General features: G+C 73.7%; 18 protein-coding genes. 10 read left to right on the plus strand and 8 right to left on the minus strand.

All coding sequences use genetic code 11. The features are described from left to right. The first annotated feature begins 129 nt into the window (after nucleotides 1–129). Nucleotides 130–1,785: an FAD-dependent monooxygenase gene (locus AB0J24_RS02645; RefSeq protein ID WP_358674398.1), complete on the plus strand. Its 1,656-nt coding sequence runs from the start codon at nucleotides 130–132 to the stop codon at nucleotides 1,783–1,785. Beyond that, the gene (locus AB0J24_RS02650; protein WP_358674401.1) at nucleotides 1,760–2,956 is read left to right on the plus strand and encodes a homogentisate 1,2-dioxygenase domain-containing protein; all 1,197 of its coding nucleotides are present in this window, start codon (nucleotides 1,760–1,762) and stop codon (nucleotides 2,954–2,956) included. Before AB0J24_RS02645 ends, AB0J24_RS02650 begins: the two co-directional genes overlap by 26 nt. A 157-nt stretch (nucleotides 2,957–3,113) precedes the next feature. On the opposite strand, the gene AB0J24_RS02655 is transcribed toward AB0J24_RS02650, so the two are convergent. Further along, nucleotides 3,114–3,662, minus strand: a complete 549-nt coding sequence (locus tag AB0J24_RS02655) for an SDR family oxidoreductase (protein WP_358674404.1) — start codon at nucleotides 3,660–3,662, stop codon at nucleotides 3,114–3,116. 194 nt (nucleotides 3,663–3,856) lie between these two features. On the opposite strand from AB0J24_RS02655, the gene AB0J24_RS02660 reads away from it, so the two are divergent. Continuing rightward, nucleotides 3,857–5,434, plus strand: a complete 1,578-nt coding sequence (locus AB0J24_RS02660; protein WP_358674407.1) for an argininosuccinate lyase — start codon at nucleotides 3,857–3,859, stop codon at nucleotides 5,432–5,434. A 47-nt stretch (nucleotides 5,435–5,481) separates the two neighbouring features. On the opposite strand, the gene eutC is transcribed toward AB0J24_RS02660, so the two are convergent. Next, complete coding sequence (gene eutC / locus AB0J24_RS02665; RefSeq protein WP_358674410.1) at nucleotides 5,482–6,207, minus strand: ethanolamine ammonia-lyase subunit EutC; 726 nt, start codon at nucleotides 6,205–6,207, stop codon at nucleotides 5,482–5,484. Then, a complete protein-coding gene (locus AB0J24_RS02670) occupies nucleotides 6,204–7,580 on the minus strand; it encodes an ethanolamine ammonia-lyase subunit EutB (RefSeq protein WP_358674413.1) in 1,377 nt (458 codons plus the stop codon). Before AB0J24_RS02670 ends, eutC begins: the two co-directional genes overlap by 4 nt. Before the next feature lie 559 nt (nucleotides 7,581–8,139). Here AB0J24_RS02670 and AB0J24_RS02675 point away from each other — a divergent pair. Continuing rightward, nucleotides 8,140–8,505 (plus strand): hypothetical protein, encoded by a 366-nt coding sequence (locus AB0J24_RS02675; protein ID WP_358674416.1) that lies wholly within the window; start codon nucleotides 8,140–8,142, stop codon nucleotides 8,503–8,505. A gap of 110 nt (nucleotides 8,506–8,615) precedes the next feature. On the opposite strand, the gene AB0J24_RS02680 is transcribed toward AB0J24_RS02675, so the two are convergent. Then, on the minus strand, nucleotides 8,616–9,233 hold the full coding sequence (locus AB0J24_RS02680; RefSeq protein ID WP_358674419.1) for a hypothetical protein: 618 nt from the start codon (nucleotides 9,231–9,233) through the stop codon (nucleotides 8,616–8,618). A gap of 188 nt (nucleotides 9,234–9,421) precedes the next feature. On the opposite strand from AB0J24_RS02680, the gene AB0J24_RS02685 reads away from it, so the two are divergent. Further along, complete coding sequence (locus tag AB0J24_RS02685) at nucleotides 9,422–11,464, plus strand: ATP-binding protein (protein WP_358674422.1); 2,043 nt, start codon at nucleotides 9,422–9,424, stop codon at nucleotides 11,462–11,464. On the opposite strand, the gene AB0J24_RS02690 is transcribed toward AB0J24_RS02685, so the two are convergent. Together AB0J24_RS02690 and AB0J24_RS02695 are read right to left on the minus strand one after the other, a co-directional pair. Further along, entirely contained in the window at nucleotides 11,440–12,111 is a 672-nt protein-coding gene (locus tag AB0J24_RS02690) for a response regulator transcription factor (protein ID WP_358674425.1), read from the minus strand. The two genes, AB0J24_RS02685 and AB0J24_RS02690, sit on opposite strands and share 25 nt — an antisense overlap. A gap of 11 nt (nucleotides 12,112–12,122) precedes the next feature. Then, nucleotides 12,123–13,787 carry a CocE/NonD family hydrolase gene (locus tag AB0J24_RS02695; protein ID WP_358674429.1) on the minus strand — a complete coding sequence of 555 codons (1,665 nt, stop codon included), beginning with the start codon at nucleotides 13,785–13,787 and terminating at the stop codon, nucleotides 12,123–12,125. 96 nt (nucleotides 13,788–13,883) lie between these two features. On the opposite strand from AB0J24_RS02695, the gene AB0J24_RS02700 reads away from it, so the two are divergent. Both AB0J24_RS02700 and AB0J24_RS02705 read left to right on the plus strand, forming a co-directional pair. Further along, nucleotides 13,884–15,038, plus strand: coding sequence for a GNAT family protein (locus tag AB0J24_RS02700; RefSeq protein ID WP_358674432.1), 1,155 nt, complete (start codon nucleotides 13,884–13,886; stop codon nucleotides 15,036–15,038). 58 nt (nucleotides 15,039–15,096) lie between these two features. After that, nucleotides 15,097–15,315 (plus strand): hypothetical protein, encoded by a 219-nt coding sequence (locus tag AB0J24_RS02705; protein WP_358674435.1) that lies wholly within the window; start codon nucleotides 15,097–15,099, stop codon nucleotides 15,313–15,315. Between the two features lie 7 nt (nucleotides 15,316–15,322). Here AB0J24_RS02705 and AB0J24_RS02710 read toward each other — a convergent pair whose 3' ends face one another. Together AB0J24_RS02710 and AB0J24_RS02715 are read right to left on the minus strand one after the other, a co-directional pair. Next, nucleotides 15,323–15,580, minus strand: coding sequence for a hypothetical protein (locus AB0J24_RS02710; protein ID WP_358674437.1), 258 nt, complete (start codon nucleotides 15,578–15,580; stop codon nucleotides 15,323–15,325). Between the two features lie 81 nt (nucleotides 15,581–15,661). Continuing rightward, on the minus strand, nucleotides 15,662–16,636 hold the full coding sequence (locus tag AB0J24_RS02715) for a patatin-like phospholipase family protein (RefSeq protein ID WP_358674440.1): 975 nt from the start codon (nucleotides 16,634–16,636) through the stop codon (nucleotides 15,662–15,664). A gap of 163 nt (nucleotides 16,637–16,799) precedes the next feature. On the opposite strand from AB0J24_RS02715, the gene AB0J24_RS02720 reads away from it, so the two are divergent. From AB0J24_RS02720 to AB0J24_RS02730, 3 genes are all read left to right on the plus strand, one after another. After that, on the plus strand, nucleotides 16,800–17,603 hold the full coding sequence (locus tag AB0J24_RS02720) for a class I SAM-dependent methyltransferase (protein ID WP_358674443.1): 804 nt from the start codon (nucleotides 16,800–16,802) through the stop codon (nucleotides 17,601–17,603). A gap of 210 nt (nucleotides 17,604–17,813) precedes the next feature. Beyond that, nucleotides 17,814–19,052, plus strand: a complete 1,239-nt coding sequence (locus AB0J24_RS02725; protein ID WP_358674446.1) for a serine hydrolase domain-containing protein — start codon at nucleotides 17,814–17,816, stop codon at nucleotides 19,050–19,052. After that, nucleotides 19,052–19,456, plus strand: a complete 405-nt coding sequence (locus AB0J24_RS02730) for a phage holin family protein (protein ID WP_358674449.1) — start codon at nucleotides 19,052–19,054, stop codon at nucleotides 19,454–19,456. The genes AB0J24_RS02725 and AB0J24_RS02730 overlap by 1 nt, the downstream gene beginning before the upstream one ends. Nucleotides 19,457–19,483: the final 27 nt, after the last annotated feature.

The following is a 19,483-nucleotide window of genomic DNA, read 5'->3' on the forward strand; positions in this document are numbered from 1 at the left end:
ACGTTGCTGGCGTGAGAACCGCAATCGTCCTGCTCAGGAGCACCCTCTTCCCGTCACCACGCCGACACAGCCCGAACTATCGGTGGATTCAGGCTGAGCCGCCGACCACCCCCGAGGACAGGAGTCACGATGTCCCTCACCTGGCCGCACGGCCCGGTCGCGGTGCTCGGTGCCGGGCCCGTCGGACAGACCACCGCCCTGCTCCTGGCGCGCTGGGGCGTGCCGACCGTCGTTCTCGACCAGCGCCCCGCGCGCGACCCCATCGGGTCCAAGGCCATCTGCCAGCAACGCGACGTCCTCGACATCTGGGACGCCGTGGGCGCGGGTCGGCGGATCGCGGACGAGGGGGTCACCTGGACCACGGCCCGCACGTTCCACCGCGACCACGAGCTGTTCGCGATCGAGTTCGCGGAGGCGGGCCGCTCCGCGTTCCCCCCGTTCGTCAACATCTCTCAGACGCGCACCGAGCAGATCCTCGACGAGCACATCGCGGCCGAGCCGTTGATCGACGTCCGGTGGGGCCACAAGGTCGTCCACGTCGTCCAGGACGACGAACAGGTCGTGCTGCGGTGTGACTCCGGGAACGGCTCGGTCGAGGTGCGCGCGCCGTACCTCGTCGCGTGCGGTGGGGCGCGCAGCGACGAGCTGCGGTCGCTGCTCGGTGTGGGCTTCCACGGACGCACCTTCGACGACCGGTTCCTGATCTGCGACATCCGCGCCGACCTCCCCGGATGGGCCACCGAGCGACGGTTCTACTTCGATCCGGAGTGGAATCCCGGCCGTCAGGTCCTGATCCACCCGTGCCCGGACTCGACCTTCCGGATCGACTGGCAGGTCCCGGCGGGTTACGACCTCGACGCCGAGGTGATCTCCGGAGACCTCGACGCCCGGATCCGGGCGATCATCGGCGAGCGGGACTACGAGATCGTGTGGAAGTCGGTGTACCGCTTCCACTCCCGCGTCGTCGACCGCATGCGGTGCGACCGGATCCTGATCGCGGGGGACGCGGCCCACCTGGTGTCACCCTTCGGCGCGCGGGGCCTGAACTCCGGGGTGGGGGACGCCGAGAACGCGGCGTGGAAGATCGCCTACGTCGGTCACGGCTGGGCGCCCGCCGACCTGCTGGAGAGCTACCACACCGAGCGGCACGCCGCCGCCGTGGAGAACATCGCGGTCACCACGGCGACGATGGACTTCCTCGTGCCGCAGGACGAGCAGCAGGCCCGCCACCGCGCGGAGGTGCTGGCCGCGGCCGGCACCGATCCGGACGCCCGGGCCAGGGTGGACTCGGGCCGGCTGGCGGAGCCGTTCTGGTACGTCGACTCCGAGCTGACCACCCCGGCCGCCGAGCGCCCCTTCGCCGGGCGTCCGCCGCGGGGTCAGGTGCCCTCGGCAGGACCCGGCGTGCTGTTGCCCGATGCCCCGATCACCACCCCGGGCAGTGGCGTCGGGCGGATCCGCGGCCTGGCCCGCGACGGCTTCATGCTGCTCACCACCGACGGTGCCGACCTCGACACCGCACGGACGGCGGCCTCGGCCCTGCCCGGGCCCGTCCGCGTCCTCGGGCTCGCCGAGCTCGACCCGGACGGCACCCTGACGGGCGCGCTGGACGCGCGTGCCCGAGAGGTCTGGCTGGTCCGGCCGGACGCCCACGTCGCCGCGGTCCTGACCGAACCGACCATCGACGAGATCACCACGGCGCTGCACCGCGCCACCGCACGGACCACGACCCCCCACGGCATCCGGGAGGAGAACCACGATGGCGCACTACACGCGGGTGGGTAGCGTCCCGCCCAAGCGGCACACCCAGCACCGGCGGGCCGAAGGCGGCCTGCACTACGAGGAGCTGATGGGGGAGGAGGGGTTCTCCTCCGACTCCTCGCTGCTCTACCACATCGGCATACCGTCGGCGATCGTCGACGCCACGCCCTGGGAGCTGCCCGACCAGACCCTGACCGAGAACCATCCGCTGCTGCCGCGCCATCTGCAGCTCCACCGGCTCGGCAGCGAGGACTGGACGGCGGTGGACGTGGTCACCGGCCGCAGGCTCGTGCTGGGCAACGGCGACGTGCGGATCTCCTACGTCGTCGCCGGCGAGTCGTCACCGCTGTACCGCAACGCGATCGGCGACGAGTGCGTCTACATCGAGTCCGGTTCGGCCACCGTCGAGACGGTGTTCGGCGTGCTGGCCGCGGCGCAGGGCGACTACGTGCTGCTTCCGCGGGCGACGACCCACCGTTGGCTCCCCGTCGGGCCGGGCCCGTTGCGCGCCTACGTGATCGAGGCGAGCTCACACATCGCCCCGCCCAAGCGGTACCTGTCGCGCTACGGGCAGCTCCTCGAGCACGCTCCCTACTGCGAGCGGGACCTGCACGGCCCCACCGAGCCCTTCCTGGTCGAGGGCACCGACGTCGAGGTCCTGGTGAAGCACCGCGGATCGCGAGGGATCACCGGCACCCGCTACGTCTACCCGACCCACCCGTTCGACGTGGTCGGTTGGGACGGCTGCCTCTACCCGCACACCTTCAACATCGCCGACTTCGAACCGATCACCGGACGCGTGCACCAGCCGCCGCCCGTGCACCAGGTGTTCGAGGGCGACAACTTCGTGATCTGCAACTTCGTGCCGCGCAAGGTGGACTACCACCCGCTGTCGGTCCCGGTGCCCTACTACCACGCCAACGTGGACTCCGACGAGGTCATGTTCTACTGCGGTGGGAACTACGAGGCACGCAAGGGCTCGGGCATCGCGCAGGGCTCGGTCAGCCTGCACCCGGGCGGCCACAGCCACGGCCCGCAGCCGGGCGCGATCGAGCGCTCGCTGGGTGCGGAGTTCTTCGACGAGCTCGCGGTCATGGTCGACACGTTCCGGCCACTGGAGCTCGGTGAGGGGGGCCTGGCGGCCGAGGACCCCGCCTATGCGTGGTCATGGTCGGGACGGGGGCCTGTCTCGTGAGCGGCGTGAGCGGCCGGATCCCCGCCGTCGTCACCGGCACCATCCGACCCGCGCGGGACACCTCGTGATCGACAAGGTGACGACCGTCGGCCACCCGCGGACCCGCTGCTGCCCCGGGCCGAAGGCCGGTGGGTCCGTGCCGCGCGTCGTCGTTCCCTCATCGCTCGCGTCGCTCGTCCGGGGTTGATCGGGGCCGCGGATCGACCTGGGTGCCGGTGGGCCCGAGACGGGCCTGCTCGGGGTCCTGGCCCCGGGCGGCCCGGCCCCCGTCGACCGGCAGCACGGCTCCGGTGACGAAACCGGCTGCGTCGGACAGCAGGTAGGCGATCACGGCCGCCACCTCGTCGGGCCGCCCGACCCGGCCCAGCGGGTGGATCTCGGCCATCTCCGCTCGTGTCCGGGCTGCGGCGTCGGCACCCCGTTCGGCGAGCAGTGCCTCGTAGCGGTCGGTGGTGACCGAGCCCGGTGCGACCGCGTTGACCCGGATGCCGTCCGGGCCGTGGTCCACCGCGGTGGCCCGGGTCAGGCCCTCGATCGCTGCCTTCGCGGTGGCGTAGGGGAGCGCCCCGCGGACCGCACGTCGGGCCTGGTGGCTCGACACGTTCACGATCGAGCCGGACGTGGCGTGCGCGCGGAAGTGGCGCACCGCGACCGACGAGCCCACGACGACCGGTGCGAGATTCGCGGCCGGCACCGGTGACGACATGAGAGCGGATCATGCGCACCATCGTCCCCGGCCCGGGCCCCGGATTCGAGAGACCGGGTGCCAATCCCAAGCGAGTCCCAAGAATTCCGCCGTCCGATGGAAGGAGCCGCCCCTGGCCGGGATTCTCCCCACGGGTCGTCACCCGGGAGGCGAATCCGGCGGTGACCGGTGACGACATGACGAGAGGATTCTCAGTGACGAGGACGTCCACCCACTCCGCATGGGTCCGAACGCGATGGTTCGCCGTACCGACGACGGCGATCCTGATCCTGCTGTCGACCGGTGCGGCCTCCGCTCCGGATCACGGGTACCGCCCCGTCGGGCCGGTCGCCCGGCAGGAGCAGGACGAGCAGGTCCGGGACGAGTTCTTCTGGCTCGCCGAGATCAACAAGGCGACCACCGTCATCAACAGCGAGGAGGGGCTGCTGGACCCGGTGATGGTGCCGGGCATCGCCGCCGCCCTGCAGAAGGTGATCGACGACGGCGCCGCGCCGGGCGCCGAGCGTCCGTCGACCGTCGTGGGCTTCGAGCCGCTGCTCATCGAGGCCGGCTCCACCGACGTCACGCTGCTGCACGCCGGCCGGTCCAGCCAGGACATGCACGCCACCTACCGGGCCGCGATCCTGCGGGAGAAGCTGCTGGAGCTCGCCGAACAGCTGAACACCACGTCGCGCACGCTGGTGGAGCTCGCCGCGAACCACACGGCGACGATCGTGCCGAACTACACCAACGGCGTCGCCGCCCAGCCGAACAGCTACGCCCACCAGCTGCTCGGCCACGCCGCAGGCTTCGACCGGGACGCCCAGCGGATCCGCGAGGCCTACGCCCGCGTCGACCGCTCCGCGATGGGGACCACCGTCCTCAACGGCACGGGCTGGCCGCTGGACCGGCAGCGGATGGCCGACTACCTCGGCTTCGGCGCACTCGTCGACAACGCCTACGACGCCTCCCAGATCTCCTCGATGGAGCACCCCGTCGAGGTCGGCTCGATCGTCACCTCGGTGGCACTGCACAGCGGGAACTTCGTCGAGGACGTCCTCACCCAGTACGCGCAGACCCGGCCGTGGATCCTGCTGGAGGAGGGCGAGGGGAACACGTTCGTCTCCTCGGCGATGCCGCAGAAGCGCAACCCCGGCCTGCTGAACGACACCCGCAGCGACGCCTCGCAGGCCCTCGCGCTCGCCCAGGGCCCGGTCTTCCAGACCCACAACATCACCCCCGGCATGCCCGACCCGAAGGAGGTCGACAACAACACCGAGGTGGTCGACGCCGGGATCGCGGCACTCGCCGGCCTCGACGAGGTACTGAAGGCGCTCGTCGTCAACCCCGAGCGGGCGCTGGAGGAGGTCAACAGCGACTGGACGGCGTCCCAGGAGGTCGCCGACATCCTCATGCGCGACCACGGGCTGCCGTTCCGCGAGGGCCACCACGTCGCGTCGGAGATCGTCACCGTCGCCCGGTCGAAGAACATCGGTCCGCTGGAGTTCCCCTACGCCGACGCCCAGCGCATCTACGCCGAGGCCGTCGCCGGGACGGACCACCCGCAGGAGCTGCCGCTGACCGAGGCCGAGTTCCGGGCGGCGCTCGACCCGGTCGCGATCGTGAACGGCCGGACGACGTCCGGTGGGTCGCAGCCCGCCGAGGTGGAGCGGATGATCGCGCAGGCGCGGGAGCGGCTGACCGCGCAGGACGAGTGGATCGCGCAGCGTCGCGAGCACGTCGCGAGCTCGCTCGCCGAGCTGGACGAGGACTTCGCGGAGCTCCGCGGCTGACGCACGGCGGGACGGTTCATTCGCCGCTTTCGTGACCGGCCGGTTCCTCAACCGGCCGGTAGCGCCGGGTCCGCCTTCAACGCCACACCGGACAGCTTGAGCCGTCTCGCCTCGCTCATCAGCATCGCCAGCGTCGTCGCCGCGGCCGCATACCCGGTGCCGTGCGGCGGCCGGATGTTGGACAGGCAGTTGCGTTCGGAGTCGCGGCAGCCGCGACGGGCGTCGTAGGTGAAGTAGACACCGAGCGAGTCGACCGAGCTCATCCCGGGCCGTTCCCCGATCAGCACCACGGTGCTGCGCGCGCCGAGGGCGGCCGCGATCTCGTCGCCCAGCGCCACCCTGGCCTGGGTGGCGACGACGACCGGCGCGACCCGCCAGCCGTCCAGCCGGGCCTGGATCTCGGCGAGCATCCCCGGCGCGTGCTCCTGCACCGCGCGCGGCGAGAGCCCGTCGGCGACGACCAGCACGACGTCGTGCTCACCGGCGGGCAGCTCGGTCCCCGCGGTGAGCAGCCGGCCGAGATCGGGCCGGGTCAGGTACTCGGCGCGGTCCCGCGGAGCGCCCGCGACGCGCAGCGTGTCCACCCCGAGCGCGGCGATGTCACCGGTGAGCGCGTCGACGTCCAGCGGCGAGTGCACCGCGTCCCGGGCGGCGGCGTGCGCGGCCCGCAGCTCCAGCAGCCGGGCGGTGGGCAGCGCGTCCCCGGCCCGGCCCAGCGCGACCCGGGCGCGGGTGGAGGCGCGCAGCACGTCGAGCGGATCGGTCCCGCTCATCGCACACCCGCCGTCAACGCCCGGATCGCGGAACCGGGCAGCTCGCGCACCCGCCCGTCCGGGGCGAGCATGTCCATCGTGGTCAGCCACTGTTCGAACTCCGGCGCCGGTCGCAGCCCGAGCACCTGGCGGGCGTAGAGCGCGTCGTGGAACGACAGCGACTGGTAGTGCAGCATCACGTCGTCCCCGCCGGGCACGCAGATCACGAACGAACACCCGGCGGCACCGAGCAGGGTGAGCAGCGCGTCGGTGTCGTCGGCGTCGGCCTCGGCATGGTTGGTGTAGCAGACGTCGACCCCCATGGGGACGCCCAGCAGCTTCCCGCAGACGTGGTCCTCCAGGCCGGCCCGGGTGATCTGCTTGCCGTCCCGCAGGTACTCCGGCCCGATGAACCCGACCACGGTGTTGACCAGCAGCGGATCGAACTCCCGGGCGACGGCGTAGGCGCGCGCCTCCAGGGTCTGCTGGTCCACACCGTGGTGGGCGCCGGAGGACAGCGCGCTGCCCTGGCCGGTCTCGAAGTACATGCAGTTGCTGCCGACGGTGCCACGGTCCAGCGACAGCGCCGCCTCGTGGGCCTGCGCGAGCAGCTCCAGGGTGACGCCGAACCCCTCGTTGGCGGCCTGCGTCCCGGCGATCGACTGGAACACCAGGTCCACCGGGGCGCCGCGCTCCATGATCTCGATCGACGTCGTGACGTGTGCGAGCACGCAGGACTGGGTGGGGATCTCGTAGCGGTCGCGCACCTCGTCGATCAGGTGCAGCAGCTCCGTGGTGCGCTGCGGTGAGTCGGTGGCCGGGTTGATCCCGATCACCGCGTCACCGCAGCCGAGCAGCAGACCGTCCACGATGGACGCGGTCACCCCGGCCGGGTCGTCGGTCGGGTGGTTGGGCTGCAACCGGGTCGCCAGTGTCCCCGGGGCCCCCACGGTGGAGCGGAACGCGGTCACCACCGGGGCGCGGCGCCCGACCGCGATCAGGTCCTGCAACCGCATCAGCTTCGCGGTGGCGGCCACCATCTCCGGGGTCAGGCCCGGGGCCAGCGCGGGGATGTCGGTGGACGGCGAGAGCAGGTGCTCGCGGAACTCGCCGACGGTCATCGACGAGACCGGTGCGAACGCCTCGGGCGAGTGCGAGTCGACGATGAGCCGGGTGACGTCGTCGGTGTCGTAGGGCACGACGTGCTCGGTCAGGAACGTCGCCAGCTCCACGTCGGCGAGCAGGCCCTGGGCGGCGACCCGCTCCTGCTCCGACGACGCGGCGACTCCGGCGAGTACGTCCCCGGAACGTTCCGGCGTCGCCGCGCCCAGCAGGGCCGCCAGGTTCCCGAACTCGTAGGTGTGCCCGCCGAGCGTGGCCCTGCGCCGCGTCATGTCAGCTCGTCCTCCGCCCCGCCCGGCGCCGCGAACTCCCGTCCGGTGCGGCCACCGGACGGGGTGCCGCGACCGGAGGCCGAGTACAGCACGAACGGGGCGGGGGTGCCCAGGGCCGCGCCGGTGACGGGTCCCCCGACGTCGCCCGCGGTTCATGGGTGTGACCGTCGGTCGTGCCGAGCGCGACGGATGTGACGATCCGTTGCGTCCCGCAGTGGTCCGGTGGTGGCGGGTGTCGTCGCGACCAGGTGTCCGGGCCGGCCGGCCGTGACAGCGGGTCGATCACGGTGCGTGTCGCGGGCAAAGGATACGCGTCCGTTCGGGTTCCGTCCGGTGACGCTCCGTCGCGAAGTTCCGCCGGAAGCGACGAAATGTCGGCGATCGAGGTGCCGGAAAAGAGCAGTATCCTCGCTGAAAGTAATGCCTGTGGTCCGATAGTGGTAAGGAATTCGTTGGATCGGGGACGGACCGGATAGCGTTCTGTGCATCGGCAGGGCTCCCGAACCCATGCCGAACACGCCGGTCCGACACGGACCCCGTACACAACGGAGAACTAACTGTGCTGAAGAAGGCTGGAATCGTCACCGCCGGCGTCACCGCCGGGCTGCTCGCCGTCTCGCCGCTGGCGTTCGCCGGCGACGGTGGCTACGACCGCGGCCACAAGCACGGCGACCGGACCGTCGTCAACGCCGACCAGGTCAACAACCTCGACCAGGCTCGTACCTCGGAGCAGGGTGGCCTGATCAACGTGGGCGACATCAACGCCCTGAACAACGCGAACGTGCTGTCCTGCACCCTGAACAGCGCCGACATCGCCGCCAGCGTGCTCGGCATCCTGGGTGGCCCGGCCACCAACGGTGCGGACGCGCCGCACGCCTCCGAGTGCTCCCCGGGCTCGGCCTCGCAGACCAACATCCAGGACTGATCTGCGGGTCCCGCGACGCCGGTTCCGCGAGCCGTCTCTCGCGGGACCGGCACCGGTGCCATTCCGAATTCCCCGTTCCGGACCGGAGCGGGGAATTCGGCATTTCCGGCTCAGCGGCGGGTGCGGTCCGCCGACGGGAACCGGCCGCGGGTCAGCGCGATTCCCAGCGGCGCCAGCGCCGCGACCATCAGCAGGTCCGAGGCGAGCACGAGCGGCCCGATCGTGGTGGGCCGGCCGGCCACGAACAGCACCCCGCACGCCACCAGCAGCACACCCGGCAGACGGATCCCGGCGCGCACGAGCAACCATCCGGTCAGGGCCAGGCTCAGTGGGGCGAACCACCCCCACGGCAGGAACGCCAGCAGCGCGACGGGGGACACGCCGTCGCCGAGCCGGTCGAGCAGGACCACACCGGTCCCGGCCTCGTACATCGCCTGGATGTTGAACGTGGCCCCGGCGACGAAGCCGATCGCCGCGACCGCGGCCACCCGGGGCGCCGCCCGCGGTGCCACCGGCTCCAGCACGCGCAACATGCCCGGCACCGCGATCGCCATCGCGAAGCAGGACCACATGCCGACGGTGCCGCCGAGCACACCGTTGTTGATCCCGTTCTCCAGGAACAGGTAGAGCAGGGTGCTGGCCAGGAACAGCACCGGCCCGGCGACGACGGCGACCCCGGCGACGCGCTCTCCGGTCGTCGGCGCGGTGCGCTCGGTCATGGTGGTCACGACAGATCTCCTCACCCCCGGGACCCACTCCCGGGACCGGTCCCACCTTCAGCTGGTGCTGTCGTGGCGCCCAGCGTGCGACCCGACCGGCCCGGCTTCGGCCGGCCGCACCCGCGGCGGCCGGTCCGCCCGCTGTCCGGCGGTGGCAGGGAGCCCGATACTCACCGGATGACCCTGCCGCCGCAGCGATGACCGGGCGTCCCCGGCTGCCGACGGTCCTCGCGACCGGCGGGACCGTCGTGGTGTTCCTCGCCGTCGCGTTCCTGCTCGCGCGGGGCCGCGGCCCCGCGGTGCTCTACGGGCTGTTCGTCTGGCACAACGCGCCGTCGGCCGTGGTGCTCCTGTGGACCGGGCGGTTCGTGCTGCTGCGGCGCCCCGGGCACCGCTGCGGCCAGGTGCTGATGGTGATCGGTGCGCTGCACACCGTCCACACGGTGCTCGCCGCGATCGCCGACGCCGCACTGGTCCGGGCCGGGTTCACGGCCCCGCTGACGGTGGCGCTGACCCAGGACCTCATGCCGTTCGACCTGCCGCTCGCCGCGACCGGCCCGCTGTGGGCGACGAACTGGCTCTGGGTCCCGGCCGCCGTGCTGACCGTGACGGCGCTGCCCGCCCTGTTCCCGGACGGCGCCTGGACCCGGTGGGGTCGCCGCGTCGTCGCACCGGCCGCCGCCCTCGGATGCGCGCTCCTGGTCGCCGCGACCTCCTGGGACGCCTGGCCCGCCGCGATGTGGGCGGTGACCGACCGCCCCGCCGGCATCGGTGTGCTGTTCGCCCTGGGTGGTGCCGCGGTGCTGGTGGCAGCGCTGGTCGCGTTGGGCGGGCTCGGCGTGCGGTGGCACCGGGCCGACCCAGCCGACCGGGGCCCGTACCGGGTGATCGGCGGGGTGCTGGTGCTGTTCGCGCTGGTCGGGGTGCTCGCCCACCCGTGGCAGCAGGTGTGGGTCCCGGCGATGCTCGTCCTGATCAACCTGCTGGTGGTCTGCTACGGGATCGCCGCGGCCCGCTACCGGCTGCACGAGGTGGAACCGGTGCTCGGCCGGGCGGCGGCCGCACTGGTGCTCTCCGCCCTGGTGGGGACGGTCTACCTGGTCGTCGTCGTGGCCGGTGGTGGGTGGCTGGCCCGCCTCGGCGGCGGCTCCGAGTCGTTCGCCGTCCTCGTCGGCGCCGCGGTGGTGGCGCTGCTGGTGGAGCCGCTGCACCGACGTACCCGGTCGCTGACCGACCGGCTGCTGTACCGGCGCGACACCGACCGGCTCGGCGTGATGTCCCGGCTCGCCGAGCACTCCGGCGGTGCGACGGGCCTGCCCGAGGTCTGCCACGAGGTGGCGAACCTGCTGGTCCGCAGCACCGGCGCGGCGTGCGCCGAGGTGTGGTTGCAGGACAGGCGGGCCGCGGTGGCTGGGGTCGCGCCGCCCCGGCCGGCGGAGCTTCGCGCCCCGGTCGACGCTGGCGACCCGGTGCCGGGGGAGCTGCGGCTGTTCGCCGTGGCCCGCGCCGACCTGGTCCGCGATGCTCCCGTGCTGCTGGACGACGTGGCCCGTGCGCTCGCTCCGGTGGTGCGCACCGCCCGCCTCGCCGACGAGCTGACCAGCAGGCTGGCCGAGCTCGAGGAGTCCCGGCGGCGGCTGGTCACCGCGCACGACGAGGCCCGCCGCGCCGTCGAGCGGGACCTGCACGACGGCGCCCAGGCCCGGCTGGTCGCGCTGCGCATGCGGATCGGCGGGCTGGTCGCCGAGAGCGGCGCCGATCCCCGGCTGGCCGAGCTCGGGGCCGAGGTGGACGCCGTCGTGCGCAACCTGCGCGACCTAGCCAGGGGGCTGCGGCCCCCGCTGCTCGACGAGGACGGGGCCGGAGCCGCGCTGCGGGCCGCCACCCGGGCCCTGCCGGTCCCGGTCACCGTCCGCGCCGAGGGTTTCGGCAGGCACCCGGCCGCGGTGGAGACCGCGATCTACTTCAGCTGCCTGGAGGCCGTGCACAACGCCGTCCGGCACGCGGCGGCGTCGACGATCACGGTGGAGCTGGCGGTACGGGGCACCGCGGCGTCGTTCACCGTCACCGACGACGGGGCCGGGTTCGAACCCGGCCGGGCCGGACCGGGTGCCGGCCTGGCGAACATCACCGACCGGGTCGCGGCGCTCGGCGGCACCGTTCGGGTCGAGAGCGGCGCGGGGGCGGGCACCCGGGTGACGGGCCGGCTCCCGCGTCAGGTGGAGGTCGCCGAGAGATAGACGAGGACGGCCCGGACCCGACGGTGCACGGTGTCGTCGCCGGCGTCGAGGCCGAGCTTGGTGAACACGGCGGTGATGTGCTTCTCCACGGCCCGCTCGCCCAGGTGCAGCCGCTCGGCGACCGCGCCGTTCGACAGCCCCTCCGCGACCAGCTCCAGCACCTCCCGCTCCCGCCCGGTCAGCGCGGCGAGCGGCGACGCGGTGCGGCCGGTCCGGGCGCCGACCAGCGCCTCCACCACCTGCGGGTCCAGCACGGTGCCGCCTGCGGCGACCGTCACGATCGCATGCCGCAGCGCGTCCAGGTCACCGATCCGCTCCTTCAGCAGATACGCCCGTCCGGACGCGCCGGGACCGAACAGGCGCAGCGCCCAGTCCGGCTCGACGTACTGGGACAGCACCACCACGCCGGTCGACGGGTGCGTGGTCGCGAGCTCCTCGGCCGCCCGGATGCCCTCGTCACCCAGGCCGGGCGGCATCCGGACGTCGGTCACCACCACGTCCGGGTCGTGCTCGGCGACGGCCCGCTGCAGCTCGGGCAGCGTCGGCACCCGGGCGACCAGGTCGAGGTCGGGATCGGCCCGCAGCAGCGCCGCCAGCCCCTCCCGGATGAGGTAGCTGTCCTCGGCCGCCACCACGCGCAACGCCATGTCCGCTCCGCTCAGGGGTGGTGCGGCAGCACGACGTGTGACGGATGGTCCGGCCCGTGCAGCACCTCGTAGCGGATCCGCCTGCCGGTGACCGCGGTGGACATCCGCTCACCGGTGCCGTGGTTGCGGGCGAACCGGGGGAACGCGGCCCCGGCGACCTGCACCCGGATCCGGTGCCCGGCCCGCACCCGGTACCCGGTCGGGCTCAGCGCCAGCCGGACGACCGTGGTGCCGTCCGGCGCGGTCGCCTCCCGGCCCGGGACGAGCCGGTGCATCGCGTCGGTGACGTTGAGCGAGGTCCCGTCCGGGGCGACGTCGCAGACCCGTACGAACACGTCCCCTTCCGCGGCGCCGGTGCCCTCGGCCGCGGTCCGCACGTACACCACCGCCGAGACCTGGCCGAGCAGATCGAGGTCGGTCTCCTGCGGCGGTCCGGTGTAGACGAGCACGTCGTCGCGGGCTTCGACGTCCCGGTTGTCGTGCTGTTTCGACGGCGGTTGCAGCATCGGCCCGCCGACCGACGGCGTCGGGTCCGCCGGGTCGTAGACGAACGAGTCGCAGGAGGCAGCTGCGGCGGCGGAACCCGGCGCCTCGGGGCTGAGCCGCCCGCCCGGGGCGAGGTACCACTCGCTGGGCTGCGCGTCGGGCGGCGGCCAGCACGGCAGATCGGTCCACCGGTCGGCGTGCTGGACGTAGACGCGCACCGGTGCCCGGCCGTCGTCCGCGCCGTCGTGCAGGTGCCGCCCCAGCCAGTGCACCATCTCGTGCGCGAGCGTGGGCAGCGAACCGGTGTCGCCGTGGGTCCACGGGCCGATCGTGAGGCGGGCGGTCGCGCCACCACGCTGCAGCGCGGTGAAGTCGACCAGCTGGCGGTCCAGGAACAGGTCCCACCAGCCGGTGACCATGCAGACCGGGGGCATCGCCGCGGCGTCGAACCCGTCGTGCTCGGCCGGTGCCCAGAACTCCCTGGGCTGCTCGGCGTGCTCGACGAAGTCCCGCCAGAACACCACCGGAGCGCCGGTCAGCGCGACGTCGGCGGCCTGCAGCGGCAGCGAGGCCACCGCCCGCCGCTTGCGCCTGCTGAACACCGGCGTGGCCAGGTACCCGGTGACGGCCCCGATCCGCTCCTGGCGCCCGATCTGGTTCACCCAGCCGGCCAGGTTCAGCAGTCCGGGGGCGCCGCCCGGGTAGAAGGTGCTGGTGAACTCGGACGCGGTGATGTCGGCGTTCATCGAGCACAGGCCGGGGTCGGCGTAGGGGGCGATCGCCCACTGGGTGTGACCCACATAGCTGGGGCCGACCATCGAGACCCGGCCGTCGCACCACGGCTGGGCCCGGACCCAGTCCAGTGTGTCCAGGCCGTCCGGGCTCTCGTGCAGGAACGGCCGGAACTGCCCGCCGGAGCCGAACGTCCCGCGGGTGCTCTGCACCACCACCTGGAAGCCGCGGCGGGCCAGCAGCGAGGCGATCAGCGAACCGAGGCCCTCGCGGCCGTAGGGCGTGCGCATCAGCACGGTCGGGCGCGGCTGCACGGGTCCGGGACGCCGGTAGAGGTCGGCCAGCAGCACCACCCCGTCGGACACCGGGACGCGCAGGTCACGCTCCCGGACGTACGGCACCGCGGGCTCGCTGAAACCCAGCCGCCGGTCGACGAGGCGCTCCACGAGCCCGACCATCGCCACCTCCCCCTCCGGTCCCGCGCGGCCGCGGGACCGGGTCGATCGTAGGAGAACCCGGTTGCCGGGCCCGGCCGGTGACGGTAGCCAGTCCGGGTGGCTCCTCCTGTTCCGGCCGTCCCACCCGTGCTCGACGACGGCGTCGTCACCCTGCGCGGGTTCGTGGAGTCCGATGTGGCCGAGATCGCCGCGGTGTACCGGGACGCCGGGACCCGGCGATGGACCTCGCTCGGTCCGCACCTGGGTGCCGCCGACGCCCGCCGGTGGACCGAGCGGGTCGCGGAGAACTGGTCGACCGGCCGCGGCTTCGGCTGGGCGGTCGCCGCTCGCGGGCCCGACGGGTGTCCGCGATATGCCGGGCAGATCGACCTGCGTCCGGGGCCGCCGCCGAGCGTGGGCTACCTGCTCGCGCCGTGGGCCCGCGGCGCGGGCCGGATGAGCCGGGCGCTGCGCCTGGCCGCCGACTGGGGGTTCTCGGTGGCCGGGTTCGCGGTGTTGCACTGGGAGTGCCGGGCCGGGCACCTCGCGTCCTGGCGGGTGGCGCACGCCTGCGGGTTCGCCTTCGACGGGGTCCGTACCCGCGCGCTGCCCGCCGCCGGTGGGCTGGTCGACGCCTGGACGGCCGTGCTGCTGCCGGATCCCGCGGCGTCGGTGGCGTCGCGGGTGCCGTGCACCACCTGGTGGCCGGTACCGGTCCTGGAGCACGGGCCGATCCGGTTGCGTCCGGCCTCGGAGTCCGATGCGGCCCGTCACGCGGAGGCCCGTGACGACCCGGTGAGCCGTTGGTGGGACGCCACGCTGCCGCGTCGCTGCACGGTCGACGACGCCCGCGCCCACCTGTGCGACACCGAGCTGGCCCGGTCCCTCGGCGCGGCGGTGACCTGGGTGATCGCCGCCCGCGACGACGACCACTACCTCGGCACGGTCACCGTGTCCGGGATGGACCGATCCTACGCGCCGACGGGTGGTGAGATCGGCTACCGCGCCCATCCGGACGCCCGTGGCCGCGGCCACGTCTCGGCGGCGCTGCGGCGGGTGGTCGCGCACGTCTTCGCCCCGGTCGCGGCGGGCGGGCTGGGCAGGAACCGGCTGGCCCTGGGCACCTCCGCCGGCAACAGCGCGAGCCGGCGGGTGGCCGAGCGGGCCGGGTTCCGGCGCGTCGGGACCTTCCGGTCCTCCGGTGTCTGCGGCCCCGACGGCGAGATCGTGTCCGACGGCGTCTGGTACGAGCTGCTCGCGTCCGACCGGTGATCGACACGTCCGCGGCGCACGTCGGGAACCGTCGGTCACCCCGCGTAACCTCCGCCGGGTGCAGGTGCTGCGGATGGTGTGTTGTGATCGGGAATGGGTCGGGGCGGACCGGGCCCACTGCTGCAGCCGTTTCGGCGGCTGCGGTGCCGTGTTCGACGACGCGGAGCTGTGGGACATCCACCGGCCGCGCGGCGCCTGCGTCGCCGACCCCGGTGAGCTCGGCCTGGTCGCGACCCGTAACGGGATCTGGCTGCGCCCGCTCGACGAGGCCGGCTGACCCGACCTCACCCGGTCCGGCGGGTGATCCCGCGGAAGACCGCGTCCCGCTCGCCCGGGTTGTGCACCAGCACCAGATCCAGGCCCGTGAACCACAGCACCGATCCGGCGCCGAACCGCCTGCGGCCACCCGCCGTGCAGCGCAGCTCGATCACCCCGGCGTCCACGACGATCAGCGCTCCCCGCCACTCGTCCTCGTGGTGCGGTCGGGAACCGCCCGGCGGCAGCGTGACGGTCCGCGTGCGGAACGACGGTGAACCCGGCACGGACCTGCTCCTCCCGCCGCCGGCGTCGTTCCCGGCATCACGGGTACGACCGGCCGCGCGCACCGAAGTCATCGGTGACCCTCACGCGGCGCAAGGTCGCTCCAGTACCTCGCGCACGGTCTCGTAGCCGACCCGGGCGGCGGCGGTGACCTTCGCGCGGTCCGTGGTCAGCCCGCGCACACCCGTCGAGCGGTGCGGGGTCATCGTCAGCAGGTGCGCCCCGGCCCGGTCGGGGTGGGCGGCGTCGGTCAGCAGCGACAGGCACTCACCGTGCCGGGCGGAGTCCTGCGCCATCCGGCCCAGGCCCGGCGCGAGCCGGTCCAGCGACCGCGCCCACAGCGGAACCCGGGCGTCGGTGGGCGGGGCACTCAGCTCGTCCGCCGTGCGGGTCAGCAGGGCGAGCACATGGGTGGCGCCCCCGCGCAGCGCCCTGGCCACCGGCAGCGGGTCACCGACCGAGCCGTCGATCCACTCGTCGTCACCGATCCGCACCGGCGGGCCGGCCAGCAGCGGGATCGTGGCGGTGGCCCGCATCGCGGCCTTCCACCCGGCCCCGTCGGGCAGGTCGGTCAGCACGTGCGGCGTCAGGTCACCGGCCCGGGTGACCACCACCCGCAACGGCACCGGGCTGGTCACCAGCGACGACCAGTCGGTGGGCCGGGACCGCACCAGGATGTGGTCGAACAGGTGGTCCAGCGACACCATCGGCCGCCGGGTGCCGAACCGGCGCGGGTCGATGAACTCGCGGCACGCCATGTCGTCGCCGAAGATCCGGGCGGCGTCCGCACCGTGGCCCAGGACCAGCGCCGTCCCGACGAACGCACCTGCCGAGCTGCCCCACACCTCGTCGAACAGCCCGGCCGCACCGAGATCGGCGAGCGCGTGCACCATTCCGCCCGCGTAGGCGCCGCGCATGCCGCCACCGCCGACGACCAGCGCGAGGCGCCGGCCGTCGGCGTGGCGCCCGGGGCCGCGCCCGGCGGCCCGGCGGGCCGCGAGCAGCCGCAGGACCTCGGTGTCGCCGTGGGCCCCGGGGGAGACGGGGTGATGGCTCATGACCCCATCCTCGGCCCCACTGCCGCCCCGTCGGCACGGTGGGTCGGGCGGACCGCGCCGGGACCGTTCGCGTGCCACCGGTCGCGGCCCGTCCACCGCCCACCGCCCCGCGGCGGAGGCGGGTCGAGGCCCTAGTAGGTTCGCGCGACCAGGGGGGTACAACGTGACGCAACGACGTCAGCCGCGGTTGGGGGCGATCGAGTCGACGTCGCTTCCGGCCGCACACGCCCGCGCCCGCGACGCCCGTCGACGACGTCCGCTGGCGGACGATCCGGCGGCCGCAGGCCTGGCCGACGATCTCGATCTGGGGGCGGCGCCGGGGCGCACGGACGCGCTGTGCACGCTGCTGCGCGCCGCCGTGCTCGACCACTGGGTCCGGGAGTTCGCGCGCCGGAACCCGTCGGGCACGGTGGTGGAGCTCGGCCCGGGACTGGACTCCCGGGCGGGCCGGCTCGGCACCGCTGGCCCCGCGCACTGGATCGACGTGGAGCTCCCCGCCGTCGCGGACCTGCGCCGCGAGCTGCTGCCCGGCCCGGCGCACCTGGTGGCCGGATCGGCACTCGACGAGGACTGGCTGGAGCTGGCGGGTGACCTGCCCGGCCCGCACCTGGTGGTGTCCGACCAGGTCCTCTCGCTGCTCCCGGAACAGGGTGTGCAGCGGCTGGTGTTCACCGCGGGCCGGATGCTGCCCGGCGCGGAGCTGGTCACCGACGTGCTGTCGCGGGCCGCGGCGGCACGGCTGGGCAGCGGGCCGCTGCGCGCCCTGGAGGTGGACTGGACCTGCGAGGACCCGCGCGAGCTGGAGCCGTGGGGGCTGCGCCTGCTCGACGCGTGCGGAGTGGCCGATCCGCCCGCCGATGTCGCCGGGCGGCTGCCGCGGACCACCCGGGCGCTCGCGACCGCGCTGCGCGCCACCCCCGCGCTGCGCGGGCACCGGCTGGCCCGCTACCAGATCCTGCCCGGCTGACCGGGCGGCGACGCCCCCGGCGGGGGCGTCGTGGCCGGACCCGGCTCCCCAGTCGGACCGGCCACGACGTGACGGCGACCCCCGAGGCCGCGCCCGCCCGGCGCGGCGCCGGGCACGACCGGTACGACGACCGGGGCAGCCACCGGTGACGGTGCGACCGGCCGGATCATCAGAAGTGACGAGCGGGGCCCGGTCGGTAGGCTCGGCACCGTGACCGTTCCGAAGATCGAGGCGGATCCGGCGGAGGTCGGGCTCGACGCGGCCCGGCTAGCCCGGATCGACACGCACTTCCGCCGCTACGTCGACGACGGCAGGCTCCCCGGCTGGACCATCGCGGTCGCCAGGGGGGACCGGCTGGTACACCTGTCTCACCACGGCCGGCGTGACGTCGAGGCCGGGCTCCCGGTCACCGACGACACGATCTGGCGCATCTACTCGATGACCAAGCCGATCACGTCGGTCGCGGCCCTGATGCTGTGGGAGCGGGGCGCGCTCGAACTCACCGACCCGGTGTCGCGCTACATCCCGGCGTTCGCCGACCAGCGGGTCTACCGCGGCGGTTCCGCCCTGAACCCGGGCACCGACGCCGCCCTGGAGCCGGTCCGCGTGCACCACCTGCTGACCCACACCGCAGGTCTCACCTACGGTTTCCACCACGCGCACCCGGTGGACGAGATGTACCGGTCCAAGGGGTACGAGTTCGGCGCCCCCGAGGGTGTCGACCTGGCGCGGGCGGCCGAGCAGTTCGCGTCGTTCCCGCTGCTGTTCCAGCCGGGCACCGAGTGGAACTACTCGGTGGCGACCGACGTGCTCGGCCGGGTCGTCGAGGTCGCCTCCGGGCGGCGGCTCGACGAGTTCCTGCGCGCCGAGATCCTCGACCCGCTCGGGATGACCGACACGACGTTCTGGGTCTCGCCGGACTCGCCGGAGGCGGCGCGGCTCGCCACCCTCTACAACGCCCGCCCGGACGGCGGCCTGGTCGTCAACAAGGTGCTGGCGCGCGCGGCGACCCGCGAACCGAGCTACCTCTCCGGCGGCGGTGGCCTGCTGTCGACCGCCGGGGACTACCTCCGGTTCGCCCGCATGCTCGCCCGCGGCGGCGAGCTCGACGGCGCCCGGATCCTCGGGCCGCGGACACTGGCCCGCGCCACCCGCAACCACCTGCCCGGCGGCGGGGACCTGGAGACCGTCGGCCGGCCGATCTTCTCCGAGTCGGCGTTCGCCGGCGTCGGGTTCGGTCTCGGGTTCTCGGTCGTGATCGACGGCCCGGCCACCAAACAGCTGGCCAACGAGGGCACGTTCGCCTGGGGCGGGCTCGCCTCGACGGCGTTCTGGGTGGACCCGGTCGACGACGTCGTCGCGCTCTTCTTCACCCAGCTCGTCCCGTCCAGCACCTACCCGATCCGTTCCCAGCTCCAGACGCTGGTCCAGCAGGCGGTGATCGACTGATGCAACCGGCTCCGCCCGCGCTCGCGTTCGCCATCCGGACGGTGGTCGTCGCGGCCTCGCTCTGGGTGGCGACCGTGCTGGTCAGCGGCATCGACCTGGCCACCGGGACGACCGGCGCCCGGATCGGGACGCTGCTCGGGGTGGCCCTGCTGTTCGGTGTGGTGAACGCGGTGGTCAAGCCGATCGTGGCGACGATCGGTTGCCCGCTCTACATCCTCACGCTGGGCCTGTTCGGGCTGGTCGTGAACGCGCTGATGTTCATGCTGACGGGCTGGCTGTCCGGGGTGCTGAACCTGCCGTTCGTCGTCGACGGGTTCTGGGCGGCCTTCTGGGGCGCCATCATCGTGTCGATCGTGTCGTTCTTCCTGCACCTGGTCATCCCGGACCGGCTCGACAACCGCTGACACCCGGTGGGCGGGCGCCGCCGCCCG

The organism is Pseudonocardia sp. NPDC049635, from assembly GCF_040659795.1.
Classification (GTDB): Bacteria; Actinomycetota; Actinomycetes; order Mycobacteriales; family Pseudonocardiaceae; genus Pseudonocardia.